Consider the following 18,190-nt stretch of genomic DNA (forward strand, 5'->3'; position numbering starts at 1 on the left):
AGAAGCAGGCCCGGTCGAGGCCTGCTCGCAAATTAGCCACTCAGGCACATGGCCGGTCAGCTGGGCTGTGACGGTCCATCGCCGGCGCCAATATCCAGAATAACCCGATGACCATCCGCTTCGGCATGGTTGTGATAGTCCCAGTTCAATCGCTTCGTCAATTGCCGGGTCAGCTGCAATCCCAGCCCGAAGCCCTGGTCATATTGACCGCTGTCAGCGGCATTCTGGCTGGCGAGCAAGGTATTTTCGCCCGGCATTGTGCTGTCGTAGTTATTCACCACAATCCGGCTGCCTTGCTGATAAATTTCCACGCGGCCTTCCCAGGTGTGCTGGAAGGCATTGCGAATAATATTCCCCAGCACAATCCGCAGCGGAGTTTCCGGCAGACGGGTCTGCCAGTCGGTATCGGTTTCCACCACCAGTTCGATCGTTTTGTTGTTCAGCAAAAAGGTCAGCTCATCCACCAGTTGCAGCAACAGGTCGCTAGGCGCAATCTGTCGCACCGGCAAACTGGCGATATCATCCCGGCTCAGCCACAACAGGGTTTCGGTCAACTGGGCCATGGTGATACCCGCCCGTTCCAGCCGCGCCACCGTGGCCAGCACCCGCGTGTCGTCCAGCGGCGTGTGGCGTTCCGTCAGTCGTCGCAACAGCTCGGTGTTATTACGCACCACGGCAATCGGTGTGCGTAATTCATGGCTGGCATGGCGTAAAAACGCCTGTTCGCGATTCAGCGTCTGCTGCACGCTGGTCAAACTGCCATGCATCAGGCTGGCCAGTTCATTCAGCTCCGAATAACCAAAATCCGGCACCGGTTGTGCCAGCTCGCTGGCATCCAGCTCTCGTGTCCAGTCCAGCAAACGCCCTGCCGGACGCGATAAAAAACGGAACAATAACACTGCGATCGTCACGATCAGCACCAGGGTTGATGCCAAAATCCAATGCAGCCGTCGACGGCTGCTGTCAATCTGGGTGCTGACCAGTTCCGACCGGGTGGAGTGTTCCAGGGTTCGGCTGATGTACCAGTCCCGCCCGTCATTTTCCCGGCCCAGCCGATAACGCATCACAAAGTGCATATTGGGGTGCTCGTCACCCTGTTCGGCAATACGGCGCTTGTACAGTACACCCGCCGTCTTGGGTGCCTGTTCAAATACCCGCTGTATCACCGCGGGCTGTTGTGCCCAGTCCGGCGCAATATAAAAATCGGCGTATTCGCCAGCATCAGGAGGATGGGTAGCAGAGGTCAGTTTCTTTAGCGTGTGTTCCATATCCTGCACCATCACCACATCCATGCCGCGGATCATATACTGCACACTGAGCATCGAATAACCCACCGTCAGCAGTAACCCCAATAGAAGGAAGGCCAGAATCAACAACCACTTCAGACTGATACGCATCAGGACGATGGCTCGTTACTGACATCCGGCACGCGCAGCGCAATCCCCTGCCCCGCCAGGGTATGCATCAGGTTCACGTCGGCCTGCCCATCCACAGACTTGCGCAGATTAAACAGATGTACTTTAAGACTGTTGCTGTCCGGGGCTTCGTCGCCCCAGACCGCTTGTGCCAGTTGACGCCGGCTGACCACCGCAGGGGAGGCCCGCAGCAGGGTTTCCAGCAAGATCCAGCCAGTGGGCGACAGATGAATTTCGCGTTCTCCCCGTGTCACCACACGACTGCTCAGATCCATCACCAAATCACCACAATCCAGCCGCATCACCTGGCCACTACGACGGCGAGCCAATGCCTTTACCCGCATCACCAGCTCGCTCATTTCAAACGGCTTGACCAGATAGTCGTCGGTGCCAGCCTGAAAGCCATCCCGCTTATCAGTGAGCTGGTCACGGGCCGTCAACATCAGGATCGGCGTATCGTTGCCCAACTGCCGTAATCGCTGGCAAATACTGATGCCATCCAGCCGGGGCAGGTTCAGATCCAGCAGCAACACGCGATACTCATTGTCTGCCATCAGCGTCAGCCCGGCCACACCATTGCTGGCGTGATCGCACTGGATATCTTCCAGCAACAGGTAATCAACCAGAGTGGCCGCCAGGTCGAGATCATCCTCGACCAGTAACACGCTCAGCACGGCTTGTCTCCTGTGGCAGGGGCAGCATCCTTATCGTCAGACTGCCATCCGAGCCGTTGCCGCAGGGCCGCCAGCAGATCAATCACATCATGCTGCACCGCCAACAAGGCTGGAATCAGAATCAGCGTAATCACGGTAGCAAACAAAATACCGTAACCCAACGACACCGCCGCCGGAATCAGGAACTGCGCCTGACGGTCGGTTTCCCCCAGCAACGGCGCCAGACCCGCAAAGGTCGTCACCGAGGTGAGCAATACCGCCCGCAAACGATCCCGGCAGGCCAGACTGATCGCGCTGTTGAAATGCGCCGCATCCGGCTTCAGCTCATTAAAGCGGGACACCAGCAACAGGCTGTCATTCACCACAACCCCACTCAGGGCGATAATGCCAAAAAACGACTGAATGGTGAGCGACAGGCCGGTCATCCAGTGCCCCAGAATCGCTCCCATAATGCCAAATGGAATCGCCACCATAATAATCAGCGGCTGAAAATACGACTGCAGCGGCACGGCCAGCAAAATGTAAATCACCAGCATGGCCACAATAAACAGCGCCGTCATGCTCGACTGGGTGGTGGCCTGCTCTTCTGCCTCACCGGCAAAATGTATATCCAGCCCCGGATACTGTTTTTCCAGCTGTGGGGCAACATCACGCTTCAGCAAGCTGACCAGCTCCGTCGCCGACAGAATATCCTTGTCGACATCAGCGGTCAGGTAGACCGCCCGCTTGCCATCAATACGCGTAATGGTATCGCGGGAATAGCCATAGCTAATGGTCGCCACAGCCGCCAGCGGTACCACGGTGCCATCGTCCGTCCGTACCCGGGCACTCAGTACATCGGCTGGATTCTGACGATCCGTCAACGGATAACGTACCGTCACTTCAATTTCATCACTGCCACGCTGGTAACGTTGCACCACCTGGCCACTGAAAGCCTGCAGTATCTGCTGCGCCAGCATCGAAGTGGTCAGGCCCAGAGCCTCACCCTGGGCATTCAGCGACAGGCTGACTTGTGGCTGGGTCGGGTCCAGATTGTCTTCGACGCCACTGACACCGGGAATCGCCGCCAGACTGGTACGAAACGCAACACCGGCCCCTTCCAGCACATCATCGGCACTGGCGCGCAATTCCACCCGCAATGCGGATATCGACTCGCGACGGCTCTGGATACGCAGGGTTTTGACCCCTTCCGGCATCCCGGCCAAGGCCTTCCATTGACGAGTAAACTCGGTGATCCGGTACGGCGCATCGGCAGCCAGTTCAATCGTCAGGGAGCCGGACTGGTCAGCACTGGACATCACTTGCAGATTGGCAATCCCGCCGCCCCCCAGCCGCTGGTCAATCTCATAAGCCTGCTGCTCCAGCGTCAGCAAATGGCTGTGGGTCAGGCCGTAGCTGGCATCCTGCTCCATCGACAGCGAGGCCCGCACGGTATCGCCTTCCACATCCGGGAAAAAGCTGACCCGCACCGCTCCGGTAAACGGCATCCCCACCACCAGCACAAACAAGGCCGCAAATACCACCAGTACGGCATAACGCTGCGCCAGCGCGGTATCAATCAATGGGCGATACAGGCGCTCGCTAAACCACTGCAACCCGGAGTCACAGCCGTGCTGAACCCGGCCCCAGGCGCGAGCCAACAGATGACGGCGTGGCCGTTTGTGGGTATTCAGATGCGCCAAATGCGCTGGCAAGATCAGCTTCGACTCCACCAGCGACAGCAACAGACAGATGGTGACGACGCCGGCAAACTGGCTGTAGACCTGCCCCAGGCGACCTTCGATATGGGATAACGAATAAAATGCCGCCACCGTGGTAAATACCCCGAACATGGTCGGAATAGCCACTCGCATGGTACCGGCGATGGTATTTTTCATGGTATCGCCGTGCCGACTTCGCTCGGTATAGACACTTTCTCCCACCACCACCGCATCATCGACCACGATCCCCAGTGCCATGATAAAACCGAAGGTGGTAAACGAATTCAGCGACATCCCGGCCCAGCCATCACCCATAAAGTACATGGTGCCGAAGAAAATAAACGGCAGCCCCATGGCAACCCAAAAGGCAACACTGACGTTCAAAAACAGCGCCAGCAGTACAAACACCATCAACACACCAGTCACGGCGTTTTTGACCAGCAAGGCCAACCGGCTGTTGATCGATTCACTGCGGTCATACCAGGTTTCCAACTGCACCGAGTCTGGAATGCGGCCACTTTGCTGCCACTCTTCCACCACCGCACGGGCGGCGATCACCGAGTCGGAAATATCATCCTGCCCCGTCGTAATCACCTGCAAGGCAATACTGTTCTGCCCCTGAAAGCGCGATAACACCACCGTGTCTTCATCATAGGTATCCCGTACCCGAGCCACATCGCCCAATAACAGCTGACGACCACTGTCGAGGCTGATCAGCGGCAATTGCTCAAAATCGGTAACATCGTAAGCCTGCTCCGAGGCTTGTAATTGCAAATACAGGTTCTTGCTTTTTAATACGGCGGTCATGCTGGTGGCCGAGCCGGAATTGACCGCATCTTCCACATCCGACAAGCTCAAGCCATAGGCTTGCAAGCGCCCCTCATCGATTTCGATCACCATTTGCGGATCACGCCAACCCGACTTCGACACACTGCTGATCTCAGTACGCGCCAACAAATCGGATTTCAGTTCGGTACCCAGTTGCTGCAAGGTGTGGCGATCCACATCCCCATAAAATTGCAGCCAGAGCGCATGTTCTTCCCGCTGCGCCTTGGCAATCACCGGATTTTTGGCATCGGCCGGAAAAGTCGAAATACTGTCGACTTCGGCCCGCACATCCCGCAACAGGGTATCCAGGTCGTAATCCGATTTACGCTCAACGGTCACGCTGACGCTGCTGCCGGTGGACGTTGAGGTAACGCTATCGATACCGATCACGCCTTCCAGCGCTTCTTCGATCTTGATCGCAACCCCTTCCTCAGACTGTACCGCCGAACCACTGCTGTAGCTCACGGACACAGTGACTTCATTCGGTTCCAGACTGGGGAACGCCTCCTTGCGCAGCTCAGTGACCTGCAACACCCCGAGAATAATCACCAACCCCAGCAACAAGTTGGCCGCCACCGGATTACAGGCAAACCAGCCGATAATCCCTCCTGACGATGGCTTGCTGAGGTTACTCATACGTTGTTTCCTCGGTCTGGGCGTCGACAATTCCGGTCTTGCCCAGCGTCAACACAACCGGCTTGACCAGGCTTTTTTCGACATAACTCGACAGGGGTTGCACCACCACCTTATGCGTTCCACTCAACCCTTCCGGCACAGAGGTATAAATAAAGTTGGCATCGCTGAACAGGGTATCCGCGACGTATTTTTCCAACAGATCGCGGTCATTCACCAGCCAGATTTCGCCACGCTGGCTCAAGGCCGAAGCCGGTAATTTCCATAACTGATCAACCGATTTACCCAGTAGCGAGACCTTCACAAACAATCCGGGTTGTAACATCGGTTGTTGATCCAGAGGCTTTTCTACCGCCACAATCAAGGCGCGCTGACGCGTCTCTTCGTCCATATGCTGCTCGGCCCGCAGCACCACCCCTTGCCACTGCCCATCGGACTCCACCGACGTCAGCGTTACCGGCCATTGACCATCCAGCAACGTCTCTATACCAGGCAGCATGGCCCATTCCTGTTCCGACAAGGCCACCGACACCTCAACCCGGTCGGTACTGTACAAGGTCGCAATATCACCACCGGCACTGACGTATTCTCCCGGGCTGACCAGACGCTCAACAACCAGGGCATCAAACGGGGCTGTGATTCGAGTCCAGGACAGTTGTTTGCGCGCTGAGCGTAATGCCGCCTCGGCATTTTTTAACGCAGCTTCCGCGGCGGCCAGTTGTGGCTCACGCAGCAACAAGGGTGAGTCCGGTTCACCAGACAGGCCAGCAGCTTGCCATTCATCCAGTGCCTGCTCGACTTCGCGCTGCTCTTCCAGCAACGCCAGCCGGGCATCGGCAACGTCCTGTTCTGCTTCCGCCACCTCAGCCTGATAGCTGCTGTTTTCCAGAGTCGCCAGCACCGCCCCCTGGGCGACCCGGCGGCCGCTGTCGAACAGATCCGTTATACGCTCAATATTACCGGCGACCCGGGCAGTCAGGCTTAACTGAAAATGTGCCTCGGCAGATCCATAACCCGATAACTCCGCCTGATACGCAGCGGCAGTCACCTCCACCACTCGAACAGACGCGGCCACCACGGCTTCTTCAGCAGGCCGACCAGCCGCCCCGCCTTGCTGGCCGCCAGCTGCCGGAGCACCCCCTTTCCCGGCAGCCTGCCCGGGCATTGGGCGGCTATTTTGCTGCGCCATCTGGTATTGGTTCCAGGCCACAACAGCAGCTAAAAAGACGACAGCAAGGCCGAGCCAGATCAGTTTGCGCCAGCCAGTGTGAGTCGAAATGGACGGGTTAGCGCTCATATCAGAGGGTCTCCGCAGATAAGTCAGATGAAGATGCAGGTAAGGATTCGGATACCGCTTGGGCAGGTGATGCGGTGAGGTTCTCCAGGGTTACGGTACCCGGTAATCCCAGTGCCAAACCCAGCGTAATGCGGTTGCTCAAGCGTTGATAAGTCAATGTATTCAGAGTGTCTTCCAGGCTGTAACGGGACTGTTGTACCGATAACAGATCGAGCATATCCACCAGGCCGGAACGATAGCGCCGCACGTAACGTGTTTCATTGGCGCGGGCGCTCTCTAACGCACGTTGAATCGCCTCTTGCTGCCGCGCCAGGGTAGCCTCCTGATCGAGAGCATTCTCGACCTCTACGACCGCTGTCAGTAGCGTTTCACGGTAGGACTGGGCCGCCACCGCAGCATTCAATTCAGCAGTACGAGCCGCCGCTTTTAACTCCCCACCCCGAAACAAAGGCGCGGTAAGCTGTCCCAGCAAACTCCAGACCGGATCTGTCAACAAAGAAGAGGACGGCGACGTCGCGGTATCCGACAGAGCCGCAGAAATGCTCAGGGAAGGCAACATATCCTTATAGGCAACCTGGGTACGCAAATCGGCGGCTTGCAGCGCCTGCCAGGCAGCCTGCAAATCCGGCCGACGCGCCAGCGTCTGCTCCGGCAGCTCCACCAAAGGCAATAACACCGCAGGATAATCTGCCGGAATCGGTACTTCCGCGTCATCCTCGGCGGTATCCGTTACACGTCCCAGCAAGGTGCGCAGACTGCGTTTGGCCGCCGCTAACTGGTAGTAGTTATCCGCCTGGGTCGACTCGGCACTGGCCAATGAGGAACGGGCACTGTCGAGGTCATCCAGATCGCCCACCCCCCGACGATAACGCTGGATAATGGCGTCTTCATTTTTGCGCAGCGAATCCAGCAATAACGCCTGCACCTGAATGGCGTTGTTCAGCTGGATCAGTTGCAACCAGGACGACATCACCTCCGCCACCTGTGTGTCTCGGGCCGACTGGTATAACGCCAGCTGCTCGGCCACATCCGCCGCCGCCGCCGAGCTGCTATCGGCAAGCCTGGCCCATAAATCCAGCTCCCAGCTGACCGATAGCTCAGTGGTAAAGCTGTTGCCATCGTCTTCGCTACGACTGCCAGACAAGGACAGATCGGCTTCCGGTAATTGATTGGCTTCCACACCAAGCTGGCTGCTACGCAAAACCTGCAACGTCAGCCAGGTTTGCTGCAATCCGGGATTGGCGGCCAGGCTTTGTTTGACCAGTTGGGTTAACTGCTCGTCTGGCAATAGCGCCAGCAGACTGTTGGACTCGACCGCTTCCTCCCCTGCCACAGAAGTCACGGGAGTGGCTTGCCACTGCTGAACGCTGGCCTGTTCATCCATCAAGGTTTGCTGTACCGCTTGCTGCTCGCCAGACAAACTGGCACACCCCGCCAGTAACATGACAGGTAGCAGCCGGGCTGTTCGTGGAATCAGGGGCAACGGGAATGCCGGAAAAGGCATAAAAGATACTCCGCGGGAATCTGGTCGGCCATGCTAGAGCAGCCAAGGTTAAGGTGGGGTTAAGAGAAGGTTAAGAGCAAATCCAGCGCGATTCAATCAGCGGCGGACTGGAGGTAAGCTGTGGAGGTGAGAGTCGCCTTATCAAGTGTCCGGGGTTATTGAACTACTACATTTGGGGCGCAGCGTAGGCGTGTCCGACAACAGCCGCTTGTTATATCAGCTCTCTGGTAGCTCAAGTTGTCTCTCACTTCTCCAAACTCGAATGAGCACAACGTCGGTTTCTTGTCTCAGGTAGACAACTCGAAATGGCGAATGGATTAACTCTCGAATATGGTTCAAACCAAACTCGGGGACAATCCGGCCAGCATCAGGGTGTCGCACAGCATTTCAGCTTGCTCCAGAATGGCGGTCACATACCCATCACCGATATGCGGCACGCTCTCTTCGATGTAGTGTTCTTGAATAGCTTGCAAATCCTCAAGAGCAGACTGTGCGACGCGCAGTTCCATTTAGTTAATGCCCAGGGTTTTCTTCGCATCAGCTAGAGAAACAGTATTGCCCTCGCGAACTGTAGTGGTCTACTAATCCCGGACACGGTGTTAAGTTTTTCTTCTGCTGCGAGAGAGCTGATACCACCATTCGCCGTATATGGCCGCTGCAGGTTGTAATAGCCCATAAAAAAGCCCGCATAGTATGCGGGCAAGCAAGTGGTTGATCGCCGAGCAACCAGTGAACGTCAGCGTCCCAGTTTTTTTACCGAGACACCGCCAATACCAAAATGCTGTTTGGGCATTTCGCTAATCAATACCCGCACACTCTCTCGCGGTGCATCCAACGCCCGAACCGCCGCTTCGGTCAGTTCAACAATCAACTGTTCTTTCATCTCATCCGGGCGACCTTCGATAATACTGACTTGAATAATCGGCATAATGATTCCTTCGTTGTGGCGGTATTGTCGGCATCAACAAGTACGTTGTCTTGTTGGTGCCGTTTTGGGTTTTACAGTTTGATGCAGATGTTTTTCAGTTCGGTATAAAACTCCAGACCGTGAACGCCGCCTTCCCGACCAATACCTGACTGTTTGGCACCACCAAAGGCGGTACGCAAGTCACGCAGGAACCAGGAGTTGACCCAGACGATACCGGCTTCCATCTGTTCTGCTACCCGGATGGCTTGCGAGGTATTTTCAGTCCAGATCGCGGCGGCCAGGCCGTATACGGTATCGTTAGCCAGTTCGATCACTTCTTCTTCGGTATCGAAGGGGCGGATATGACAGCAAGGGCCAAAAATTTCTTCACGTACCACTCGGGCATCGTCTGGCAAGCCAGTCCAGATGGTCGGTTCAATCCAGGCACCGTCGTTCATTGCTGCGCCCATATCCGGGATACCGCCACCAATTTCTACGGTCGCGCCTTCTTCCTTGGCCAGGTTGTAGTAGTAAGCAACCTTGTCGCGATGTTCCAGGCTAACCAGCGGGCCGAAGTTGGCTTGCTTGTCTTCCGGGCGACCCAGCTTGAGTTTGGCGACTTCTTCTTTCATACGGGTCAGGAACTGGTCATACACTGACCGTTCGACGTACACCCGTTCGGTGCCCAGGCACACCTGACCGCAGTTGACGAAGGCGGAACGCATGGTGCCTTCGACGGCTTTTTCGATATCACAATCGGCAAAAACGATACCGGCATTTTTGCCGCCACATTCCAGCGAGATATTACGCAGGCCACAGGCGGCGGCTTTCATAATGATTTCGCCGGTGCGGGTTTCGCCGGTAAAGGTAATGGCATCAACCAGCGGATGGGTGGTGAGGAATTCACCCGCGGAGTTTGGCCCCAGGCCATGAACCACGTTAAAGACACCGGCAGGAACGCCACATTCGTTCATGACTTCACCCAGCAAGGTGGTGGTGGCCGGGGTTTCTTCTGATGGTTTGACCACCACGGTATTACCGCACGCCAGTGCCGGGCCTACTTTCCAGGTCATCAGCAACAGGGGCAGGTTCCAGGGGGAGATAACGGCAATCACGCCCTTGGGGGTGCGGTGGCCCATATTGATGGCGCCTTTGCCATCGGGGGTATCCAGATGAAAATTTTCGGTCGGATGGTTGGCCAGGGTTTCGGAGAAGGCCTTGAAGTTGGCGGCTCCTCGCGGAATGTCGATATGGCTGGCAATGCTGTGGGGCTTGCCGGTATCCAGACATTCGGCTTGCAGGAATTCATCAAAGCGTTCGTTGATGCGATCGGCTACCTTGTTCAGCAGCTCGATACGTTGTGCCTGGGTGTATTTGCCCCATGGCCCCTTGAGTGCTTTTTTGGCCGCTTTAACGGCGGCGTCTACTTCTTCTTTTCCGGCTTCGTGCACCAGGCCAATCAGGCTGTTATCAACCGGATTACGATTTTCAAATGTCCGGTTGCTCAGAGATGCAACATATTCACCATTAATAAAGTGTCGAAACTCTTTCATATATCACCTGTTTGATCATGTATTTGCGCAGCAAGCAGCGTCATTACGCCGTTCAGAATCACGGTTTATTGTTATTGGGTTGCTGTGCCAGCCGTGGATTTCCATAGCTTCAGTATATGGCTGGCCCATGGGGTTAAAACCGATATTTTCGAGAGTTGATCATCCCGATTACGGGATTCAGTGCGGATGGCAGCATGCTGTTAGCCCGGCCTGCAGGCCCTTTCCTTCTCTTTCCTTTCCTTCAATCACCTCTCTGACCGGCGCTCTCCCAGCCATGAGAACCAGAACCAGCCATGAGAACCCATGAAAACCAGCAGCACCGGCCAGGGAGCCGGTCGGCGAGGGATAACACAATTACCTTCGCCCCGGGGGATTACGATTTGGGCAACAACATTGGCTTTATAGCCGACCACAATTACCTTCGCCCCGGGGGATTACCCTGCAGGGCGTAGATTGACGGCATGCTGGGCTGCCTTGGCGATAATAAAATCAATAAAGGCGCGGGTTTTGACCGGCATGTTCTGACGATGAGGAAAGACGATATTCACTTCGCGGTCTTCCATGCGCCAGTCTGGCAATAACTGGATCAGGTCGCCATTTTCCAACCCTTCGCGGGCGATATAACAAGGCAAACAGGCCGCTCCGACGCCTTCCAGCACCGCATCCAGGGCAAACTGGATTTCATCGGTACGCAGGGTGGGTTTCGGGACAAAGGTTTCGGCTTCACCAGCGGCATTAAAGAAGCGCCAGACCGGGTTACGCTTGAGCGCTACCAGTGGCATTCGTGACAATGCCTGTGGCCGTTGCGGGCTGTCGAATTGCGCCATAAAGGCGGGCGTTGCGCAGATCAGGTTGCTGGAACGGAACAGCGACCGAGATACCCATTCGTTCAGTGTCACATTACCCATGCGGAAGGCGATATCAATGCTGTTTTTAACCAGGTCGACATTCTCGTTACTGAGGAACATTTCCACGGTAATACGGGGGTTTTCTTTCATAAAATCGAATACCCACTGTTTGACGTAATAATGTCCGAGACTGACTGGTGCGGTGATTTTGATATCACCCGACATCGAGGACAGTTCGCTATTAACGTTTTCCAGTCGGGTTTCCAGGTCTTGTACGGTATCCACAACACTCTGATAAAAACGCTGGCCGGATTCTGTCAGACCAAAGGTTTTGGCGCTGCGATGGATCAGTTTGTAACCCAGTTCGGCTTCAAACGACTGGATACGACGACTCAGAGTGGAGGTAGGAACATTCAAATAACGCGACGCGGCCACGATACTGCCTTTATCGACCACCTTCACAAAGAAATACAAATCCTGATAATTCATTGAGCACCCATATATGACATTCTGAATTCCCGAGCATAATAAAAAACAACACCTGACCTCGTTTTCTATTCGCGCTAGCATTTTAATATTCTTATTATTGGAGTAGTTATGGAACCCCATAGCGATACAGACAGCCCGGTTACGGTTGTTATTTCCCGCCGTGTTATTCCCGGCAAGGAATCCGAGTTCGAACAACTCAGCGCCGATATGACCCTCGCCGCTTCACGCTTCGAAGGCTATCTCGGTACCAACCTGTTCCGACCAGCCAGTAGCGACGACCCAGAGTACCGGATCATCTTCCGCTTTACCTCCCATGCTGCACTGAATGTCTGGGAAGCATCCACCCAACGGGCGCAACTACTCGGCTCGATTGAGGCTCTGCTGTCATCTCCGACCCAGCGGGAGATCACCTACGGCATCGCCAACTGGTTTGATTTGCCAGGGCAACCTGCCGCCAATCCACAGACACCACCGGCCAAATACAAGATGACGATTGTCAGCTGGATGGCTCTGTATCCGATTGTCACGCTGGTGTTCTTTCTGTTTGGTGAACCCCTCGCCCAGATCCCGCTGATATTCCGCACCCTGCTGGTGACGGCGGTGGTCATGGTCCTGATGTCTTATGTGGCCATGCCCCGGATGACACGCTGGTTCGGATTCTGGTTATTCCCCAAACGTCGGCCATAACCGACGCTGACACACTGGCTGATGCACTGTCAGGATATCGCCTTGTTTCCCTGGTACCGATCAACAAAACAGACGTAACACCACAACAGCGTGTGGTGCCACGTTTTACTGCTGATCAGGTAGTAACGGTCAAGAAGCGTTCGTTCAGAACACGATCATGATAGAAAATCGCCTTGCCCAGTTGATCCGCAGTCCAGGTAACCGGCTCGTGGTCCGGATAGTGGTAGTTACCGTTGGCAAACACTTCGGTGCGATTGCCGGAAGGGTCAAAGAAATAGATCGTACGACCGTTAGTCAGCCCGTGGCGGGTTGGGCCAATATCGATCGGGGTATCGGTCATGGAGATCAGGTCCGCAGCACGCAGCACGTCTTCCCAGGTTTCCAGATAATAAGACGAGTGATGGAACTGGCCTGGCTCGGGGTTTTCAATAAAGGCTATATCATGCGCCTTCATGCCACAGCTCAGAAACGCAGCGATCAGGGTTTTGTCTTCATCCGGTGCCACGACCTGCTCAGCCATACCAAAGCCCAGCACTTCCTCGAACAGTTTTGCCGTGGCTGGAACATCCGGGCCATACAGCAGGCAATGGTCAAACCGCACCACGCCCATACCACTCAGACCACGAGGCCAGGCTTCCGGGTTGATATTGGAAATGCCCCATTTGCCGGTTTGTTCCTTGGTAGCAAACAATTCGAAGGAATGACCGGTTGGCACCACAAAACGTACCCTGCGGCCACAGTCTTGCAGGTCGTCAGCGGCAATATCTTCAACTTCCACGCCATACTCGACCAGTCGTCCGCGCAGCAGATCAAGCATTGCTTCGGACACTACCTTGAAACCAAAAAAATCCATCCCCGCTTCGTCTGCTTCCCGCAGCACCACTGAATACTTGTCTACTTCTGACCAGGCTTTCAGATAAACACGTCCCTGATCATCACGGCCGGTTTCAATCAATCCCATCAAGTCACAATAGTGCTTCAGGGCATCTGCCATATCGAGAACCCGAATCTGGACATGTCCAGGACGCATTACACCGTATTTCATAGCTATTTCCTGTTTTATTGTTATTTGTTTTCGATCAAACAGCGGATTCCACCGGTATTGAATTTGGTGGCACCAGCAAGAAATGTGTTAAGCCTGTTCATCCGGTTGGTGGATATGAAGAACAAACACATAACCGACCTGACTGTTATCTCATCACATAACAGGTAAGAGCAATGGCCATGCCAGCGCATCAAACTGGACTTTGTGTCCGAACTGAAAATTCAAGCCATTGTTTTTAAACGATTTTTTAGACACGACCTGCTCGTTAAACCACGTTTCAGCCCAACAGCGGGACGACCAGATCCCGTTTGTAGTTAATGATATGGTGATTGTGATCTATGCAATTGACTATATGATCAAGCAGATTACTGCTTACAAAAAGATAATAACAATGAGCCAAGCCGCCATGAGCCATCGCACACCGTTACCCACTCCCAGCGATGATGACCTGATTCATCAACTGCGCTTCGACCCGGATAGTGGCCATATCTGGCTGCACGAAAATCGCATGCTGCTGACCCATGCCGCAGTGTTTGGCCAGTTACGCAAGGATCTGATTGATATTCTTGGCTGGGAGCGGGCCAAGGGGGTGCTGATGCGTTTTGGTTATGCCTCTGGCCGCCTTGATGCCGAGCTGGCCAAACGCTTGCGCCCCGATCTCAGTACCCAGGATTCTTTTGTTGTCGGGCCACAGCTGCACAAGCTGGAAGGCAAGGTCAAAGTGACGCCGATCCGGCTGGAATTTGATATGGCCAGCGGTGCCTATTACGGCGAATTTGACTGGCACCACTCCTGGGAAGCAGAGCAGCACCTGCAGGAGATTGGCCCCAGCAAAGAAGCCGTGTGCTGGACTCTGCTCGGCTATGCCAGTGGCTACACCAGTTACTATATGGGACGACAGATTCTGTTCAAGGAAACCCAGTGCTGCGCCTGTGGTGACAGTCATTGCGTTAATATCGGCCGCCCGGCCCATGAATGGCCCGACCGCGAAGCACTGGAGAAATACCTCCGCCCCAGTCCATTAATCGACGAACTGGAGCTGCTGCAGCACGAATACACCGAATTAAAAAGCCGCTACGAAGCCCAGGCTCAGGCTGACTGGACACCCTTTTCCGCTGTCGGCAACTCCCCGGCCTTCAAACAGGCCTGCGATATGATCAGCCGGGCGGCGGCCAGCAAGGTAAGCGTGCTGTTGCTGGGTGAAACCGGTGTCGGCAAGGAAGTCCAGGCGCGTAATATCCATCGCCTCAGTGACCGGGCCGAGCAGCCTTTTGTCGCCGTCAACTGCGCCTGCATCCCACCGGACCTGATTGAATCCGAGTTATTCGGGGTTGAAAAGGGAGCCTTCACCGGAGCGCACCAGTCACGCAAAGGCAAGTTTGAACGGGCGGACTATGGCACCATTTTTCTTGATGAAGTGGCTGAACTGACGCCCCGCGCACAAGCCACGCTGCTGCGAGTCCTGCAAGAAGGTGAACTGGAACGGGTGGGCGATACCATGACCCGTAAAATAGACGTACGTGTCGTAGCCGCCACCAACGAAGATTTACAACAGGCCGTCCAGGGTGGACGCTTTCGGGCAGATCTGTTCTTCCGTCTGAATGTGCTGCCGATCCGTATCCCACCCTTGCGTGAGCGCAGGGAGGATATTCCGCTGCTGGTCGAGCATTTTCTCGACCGCTACCAGCGCGAATACAACAAGAAAATCATCGGCCTGACTGACCGCGCCATGTCGATGCTGGCCGACTACAGCTGGCCAGGTAACGTCCGCGAACTGGAAAACATGATCGAACGCGGTGTTATCCTGACGGACAACCACCGAGTGATCGAGCTGGAGCATCTGTTTCCATCACTGACGGAGCCGACACACCCGCTTAATATCATTAATCACCAGGGGAAAATCACCTCCCCGGAAGGTGACGCGAGCAACCTGATACCGGGATTATCGACCGACCAGCTGGCTGACATTCTTATCTCATCCGGTACCAGTCTGGATGAGCTGGAAACCCTGATGATCGACAAGGCGCTGAAAAACAGCGAGGGCGTCGTTACTGAAGCAGCAAAACAGCTGGGGCTGACACGCCCGGCACTGGCCTACCGCATGAAAAAACGCCAATAAAGTTCGAGAGCCAGCTGGGCTGGCATCTCGGCCCGGTCGCTATCAGCCCAACTGCTAGAACTGCTAGCGACCCAACTGCTACCGATCGGCCACTAGCGACCGAAGGTCAATTCCATATCTTCGGCAATGGCACGAGGATCAACCGACTGGCCATCCAGGGTTTTGACTCCTTGCAACCAGGCGCTGACCTGACCCGGGTTGCTGTGCATCCACATCCGCACGGCACGATCCACCGGTACAAATTCATTGCTGGTTTTTTGCATGATTTCTTCTTCCAGCGCGGCCTTGAATTTCAGATTGCTGAAGAATTGGGCCAGGTTAGGACATTCTTGCTCCAACCCTTTGCGGATACTGGTGTTTACCGTGGCCTTGCCGTAATCCGGGCCAAAGTAGTCATCCCCACCGCTGAGATAGCGAATGGCAAACTGCTGGTTCATTGGATGCGGCTTCCAGCCCATAAAGACAATCCACTCGCCCTTGCGGACGCGGCCATTCACCTGGGCCATCATCAGTCGTTCTGACGTTTCGATCAGATCAAAATCTTTCAGGCCAAAGGCATCGGCATTAATCATGTCGTGAATGGCTTCGTTACCACTGCTGCCTTTTTCCAGACCGTAAATACGCCCTCCAAATTTGTCGTGAAAACGGGCGATATCGGCAAAGTCACGCACACCCTGGTTATATACGTATTCAGGGACAGCCAGGGTCCATAGGGCTTCATCCAGATTGGCGGTCAGGGTGCTGACCTCTTGCTGACCATAATAGGGAGCGGCCACTTCGACCATGGCCGGTGTCCAATACCCCATGAATACATCGATATTACGCTGCTTCATCTGGTTAAAGACTTCCGGGGTCGCAGGCTGCATGCTCAGCTCTACCCGATAACCCAGTTTTTCCAGCAGTGACTGGGCAATGCCGTTCACCACATGCAAGTCAGTCCAGTCCACCACACCAATTCGTACGGTTTCGCACTGTTTTTCGGTCACCGCTTCTACATGGCCAGTCAATGCCAGCAGCCATACCAACGCACAACGGGAAATAACTTTCATCCATTACCTCTTAATCAAACAATTCAAACCATGAAAATCAAACAGCACCTGAGCTTCAGCACATCCTGTATCAATATCGCCACTGCACTCATTGGTTCGTGGCAGAAAGCTTATTGACAAGTTTGCAATTAACCGTCAGCAAATCATCATCAGTCTACAAACAACCATAGATATCGACATTGCCCCGTTAGAGTCACCTCTAAAGGGGTATTTCATGACAATCAGGGGTGACAAATGCGTGGTTATCGGCTAGCCAGGCACGTTTTGAGGATAGTTCATAAAAAACAAGGAGAGAGATTTATGCAGATATTGTGAATTGGTTCACACGGAACGAAGCCTGATGACACGCAGAGGAAGACCGTTCACGCTATTTACCAGGGTCAGACGAATCAGGAAAACCGGACAAACCGGCAAAGAGTCTCAACTGGGCATCCGCTCACCTAGAGACCGGAGCTGAGCACCCAGCTGATGGTGAAGAGCGACACCATCGAGGTCCAGATAATGGTGGTAGAGGTTTCCTGCACAAAAATATTGTACTTTTGTGCCAATACAAAACTGCCCGCCCCTGTTGGGGTGCTGGCCATCAGGATTGCCACACTGGTCCAGAGCGGCGACAACGAAAAGACATAACTGGCCAAAAACCAGGTCAGCAAGGGTTGCCCCAGCAGTTTCAGTAATGCCGTCGTTGAAATGGCAGAAATATCCCCGAACAGGGGTTTGCCAACCAGAAACAACCCCAGCGAAAACAACGCACACGGCCCCGCGGCATCCCCCAACATATCGCAGAAGTTAAACACCATGGAAGGCAATTCCACTGGCAACATGGCATACAGAATGCCCGCCAGTGGCGACAGTAACATCGGGTTTTTACACACGGCTTTACCAATATCCATGGTAATTTGCGCCGGGCTGGCCGCCACCTTGTTATCCAGTTCAATCATGATGATGGCAATGGTCACGGTTAACAGTGACCCGACCACCACATACAGGATCACCGGCACACTGGCGGCATCTCCAAAACTCGCAAACGCCAGCGGAATTCCGAGGTAACCGGTGTTGCCATAGGCCGCATTCAGCCCCAGCAAGGCGCTGCTATCCAGCCGTTTACCCAGCAGATATTTCGCCATCAAGACCCCTACCGCCATGGTCAGAATGGCGCTGATCGCAATCAGGATCAGGTAGTCCAGATTCAGCAGCTCGGCCGGATCAACCACCACCATGGCCTTGAACAGCAGGCATGGCATGGCAAACCAGAAGACAAAATCATTCAGGACCTTGGCCGCATCACCACCACAGATTCTGAATTTTCCGGCCAGAAAACCAACCAGAATAATCAGAAAGATCGGAAAAACCGTGTCGATCAAAATGGACATACCACCCCCAAAGTCCCTCCTTTATGGAGGGCCTGCAGTATAAGTAGAAACGATTGTCGGATACCAGAC

The 18,190-nt window shown here is 54.7% G+C and carries 15 protein-coding genes; 2 read left to right on the plus strand and 13 right to left on the minus strand.

From position 1 onward, the window contains the following. Window positions 1–56 precede the first annotated feature (56 nt). The 10 genes from Q8W22_RS09155 to Q8W22_RS09200 all read right to left on the minus strand — a co-directional run bounded on the left by Q8W22_RS09155 (window position 57) and on the right by Q8W22_RS09200 (window position 11,848). Window positions 57–1,397, minus strand: a complete 1,341-nt coding sequence (locus Q8W22_RS09155) for a HAMP domain-containing sensor histidine kinase (protein ID WP_303433305.1) — start codon at window positions 1,395–1,397, stop codon at window positions 57–59. Continuing rightward, entirely contained in the window at window positions 1,397–2,089 is a 693-nt protein-coding gene (locus tag Q8W22_RS09160; protein WP_303433304.1) for a response regulator transcription factor, read from the minus strand. Before Q8W22_RS09160 ends, Q8W22_RS09155 begins: the two co-directional genes overlap by 1 nt. Then, the gene (locus Q8W22_RS09165) at window positions 2,083–5,253 is read right to left on the minus strand and encodes an efflux RND transporter permease subunit (RefSeq protein ID WP_305452150.1); all 3,171 of its coding nucleotides are present in this window, start codon (window positions 5,251–5,253) and stop codon (window positions 2,083–2,085) included. Before Q8W22_RS09165 ends, Q8W22_RS09160 begins: the two co-directional genes overlap by 7 nt. Further along, the gene (locus tag Q8W22_RS09170) at window positions 5,246–6,547 is read right to left on the minus strand and encodes an efflux RND transporter periplasmic adaptor subunit (protein ID WP_305452151.1); all 1,302 of its coding nucleotides are present in this window, start codon (window positions 6,545–6,547) and stop codon (window positions 5,246–5,248) included. Before Q8W22_RS09170 ends, Q8W22_RS09165 begins: the two co-directional genes overlap by 8 nt. Before the next feature lies 1 nt (window position 6,548). Beyond that, complete coding sequence (locus tag Q8W22_RS09175) at window positions 6,549–8,051, minus strand: TolC family protein (RefSeq protein ID WP_305452152.1); 1,503 nt, start codon at window positions 8,049–8,051, stop codon at window positions 6,549–6,551. A 216-nt stretch (window positions 8,052–8,267) separates the two neighbouring features. Then, entirely contained in the window at window positions 8,268–8,432 is a 165-nt protein-coding gene (locus Q8W22_RS09180) for a type II toxin-antitoxin system RelE/ParE family toxin (RefSeq protein ID WP_305415105.1), read from the minus strand. After that, window positions 8,387–8,560 carry a type II toxin-antitoxin system RelE/ParE family toxin gene (locus Q8W22_RS09185; protein ID WP_305415140.1) on the minus strand — a complete coding sequence of 58 codons (174 nt, stop codon included), beginning with the start codon at window positions 8,558–8,560 and terminating at the stop codon, window positions 8,387–8,389. The genes Q8W22_RS09180 and Q8W22_RS09185 overlap by 46 nt, the downstream gene beginning before the upstream one ends. 227 nt (window positions 8,561–8,787) lie before the next feature. After that, window positions 8,788–8,979 (minus strand): 4-oxalocrotonate tautomerase, encoded by a 192-nt coding sequence (locus Q8W22_RS09190; RefSeq protein ID WP_303433300.1) that lies wholly within the window; start codon window positions 8,977–8,979, stop codon window positions 8,788–8,790. A 71-nt stretch (window positions 8,980–9,050) separates the two neighbouring features. Next, window positions 9,051–10,511, minus strand: a complete 1,461-nt coding sequence (locus tag Q8W22_RS09195) for a 2-hydroxymuconic semialdehyde dehydrogenase (protein WP_303433299.1) — start codon at window positions 10,509–10,511, stop codon at window positions 9,051–9,053. A gap of 434 nt (window positions 10,512–10,945) precedes the next feature. Continuing rightward, the gene (locus Q8W22_RS09200) at window positions 10,946–11,848 is read right to left on the minus strand and encodes a LysR family transcriptional regulator (protein WP_303433298.1); all 903 of its coding nucleotides are present in this window, start codon (window positions 11,846–11,848) and stop codon (window positions 10,946–10,948) included. A gap of 108 nt (window positions 11,849–11,956) precedes the next feature. Here Q8W22_RS09200 and Q8W22_RS09205 point away from each other — a divergent pair, with 108 nt between their 5' ends. Continuing rightward, entirely contained in the window at window positions 11,957–12,535 is a 579-nt protein-coding gene (locus Q8W22_RS09205; protein WP_303433297.1) for an antibiotic biosynthesis monooxygenase, read from the plus strand. Between the two features lie 115 nt (window positions 12,536–12,650). On the opposite strand, the gene Q8W22_RS09210 is transcribed toward Q8W22_RS09205, so the two are convergent. Then, window positions 12,651–13,580 (minus strand): catechol 2,3-dioxygenase, encoded by a 930-nt coding sequence (locus Q8W22_RS09210; protein WP_303433296.1) that lies wholly within the window; start codon window positions 13,578–13,580, stop codon window positions 12,651–12,653. Between the two features lie 391 nt (window positions 13,581–13,971). Between Q8W22_RS09210 and Q8W22_RS09215 the strand changes: the two genes are divergently transcribed. After that, a complete protein-coding gene (locus Q8W22_RS09215) occupies window positions 13,972–15,699 on the plus strand; it encodes a sigma-54-dependent Fis family transcriptional regulator (protein ID WP_305452153.1) in 1,728 nt (575 codons plus the stop codon). A 92-nt stretch (window positions 15,700–15,791) separates the two neighbouring features. Here Q8W22_RS09215 and Q8W22_RS09220 read toward each other — a convergent pair whose 3' ends face one another. Further along, window positions 15,792–16,748, minus strand: coding sequence for a glycine betaine ABC transporter substrate-binding protein (locus Q8W22_RS09220; protein WP_305452155.1), 957 nt, complete (start codon window positions 16,746–16,748; stop codon window positions 15,792–15,794). A 440-nt stretch (window positions 16,749–17,188) separates the two neighbouring features. After that, complete coding sequence (locus Q8W22_RS09225; RefSeq protein WP_303433293.1) at window positions 17,189–18,121, minus strand: AEC family transporter; 933 nt, start codon at window positions 18,119–18,121, stop codon at window positions 17,189–17,191. Window positions 18,122–18,190 lie beyond the last annotated feature (69 nt).

The organism is Oceanobacter sp. 1_MG-2023, from assembly GCF_030689025.1.
In the GTDB taxonomy this organism is placed as follows: domain Bacteria; phylum Pseudomonadota; class Gammaproteobacteria; order Pseudomonadales; family Oceanobacteraceae; genus Oceanobacter.

What these genes read in the sequence shown, in the direction of transcription:
- Q8W22_RS09155 (WP_303433305.1), bottom strand. Translation starts at nt 1,397, where the DNA reads ATGCGTATCAGTCTGAAGTGGTTGTTGATTCTGGCCTTCCTTCTATTG.
- Q8W22_RS09165 (WP_305452150.1), bottom strand. Translation starts at nt 5,253, where the DNA reads ATGAGTAACCTCAGCAAGCCATCGTCAGGAGGGATTATCGGCTGGTTT.
- Q8W22_RS09170 (WP_305452151.1), bottom strand. Translation starts at nt 6,547, where the DNA reads ATGAGCGCTAACCCGTCCATTTCGACTCACACTGGCTGGCGCAAACTG.
- Q8W22_RS09175 (WP_305452152.1), bottom strand. Translation starts at nt 8,051, where the DNA reads ATGCCTTTTCCGGCATTCCCGTTGCCCCTGATTCCACGAACAGCCCGG.
- Q8W22_RS09185 (WP_305415140.1), bottom strand. Translation starts at nt 8,560, where the DNA reads ATGGAACTGCGCGTCGCACAGTCTGCTCTTGAGGATTTGCAAGCTATT.
- Q8W22_RS09190 (WP_303433300.1), bottom strand. Translation starts at nt 8,979, where the DNA reads ATGCCGATTATTCAAGTCAGTATTATCGAAGGTCGCCCGGATGAGATG.
- Q8W22_RS09195 (WP_303433299.1), bottom strand. Translation starts at nt 10,511, where the DNA reads ATGAAAGAGTTTCGACACTTTATTAATGGTGAATATGTTGCATCTCTG.
- Q8W22_RS09200 (WP_303433298.1), bottom strand. Translation starts at nt 11,848, where the DNA reads ATGAATTATCAGGATTTGTATTTCTTTGTGAAGGTGGTCGATAAAGGC.
- Q8W22_RS09205 (WP_303433297.1), top strand. Translation starts at nt 11,957, where the DNA reads ATGGAACCCCATAGCGATACAGACAGCCCGGTTACGGTTGTTATTTCC.
- Q8W22_RS09210 (WP_303433296.1), bottom strand. Translation starts at nt 13,580, where the DNA reads ATGAAATACGGTGTAATGCGTCCTGGACATGTCCAGATTCGGGTTCTC.
- Q8W22_RS09215 (WP_305452153.1), top strand. Translation starts at nt 13,972, where the DNA reads ATGAGCCAAGCCGCCATGAGCCATCGCACACCGTTACCCACTCCCAGC.
- Q8W22_RS09220 (WP_305452155.1), bottom strand. Translation starts at nt 16,748, where the DNA reads ATGAAAGTTATTTCCCGTTGTGCGTTGGTATGGCTGCTGGCATTGACT.
- Q8W22_RS09225 (WP_303433293.1), bottom strand. Translation starts at nt 18,121, where the DNA reads ATGTCCATTTTGATCGACACGGTTTTTCCGATCTTTCTGATTATTCTG.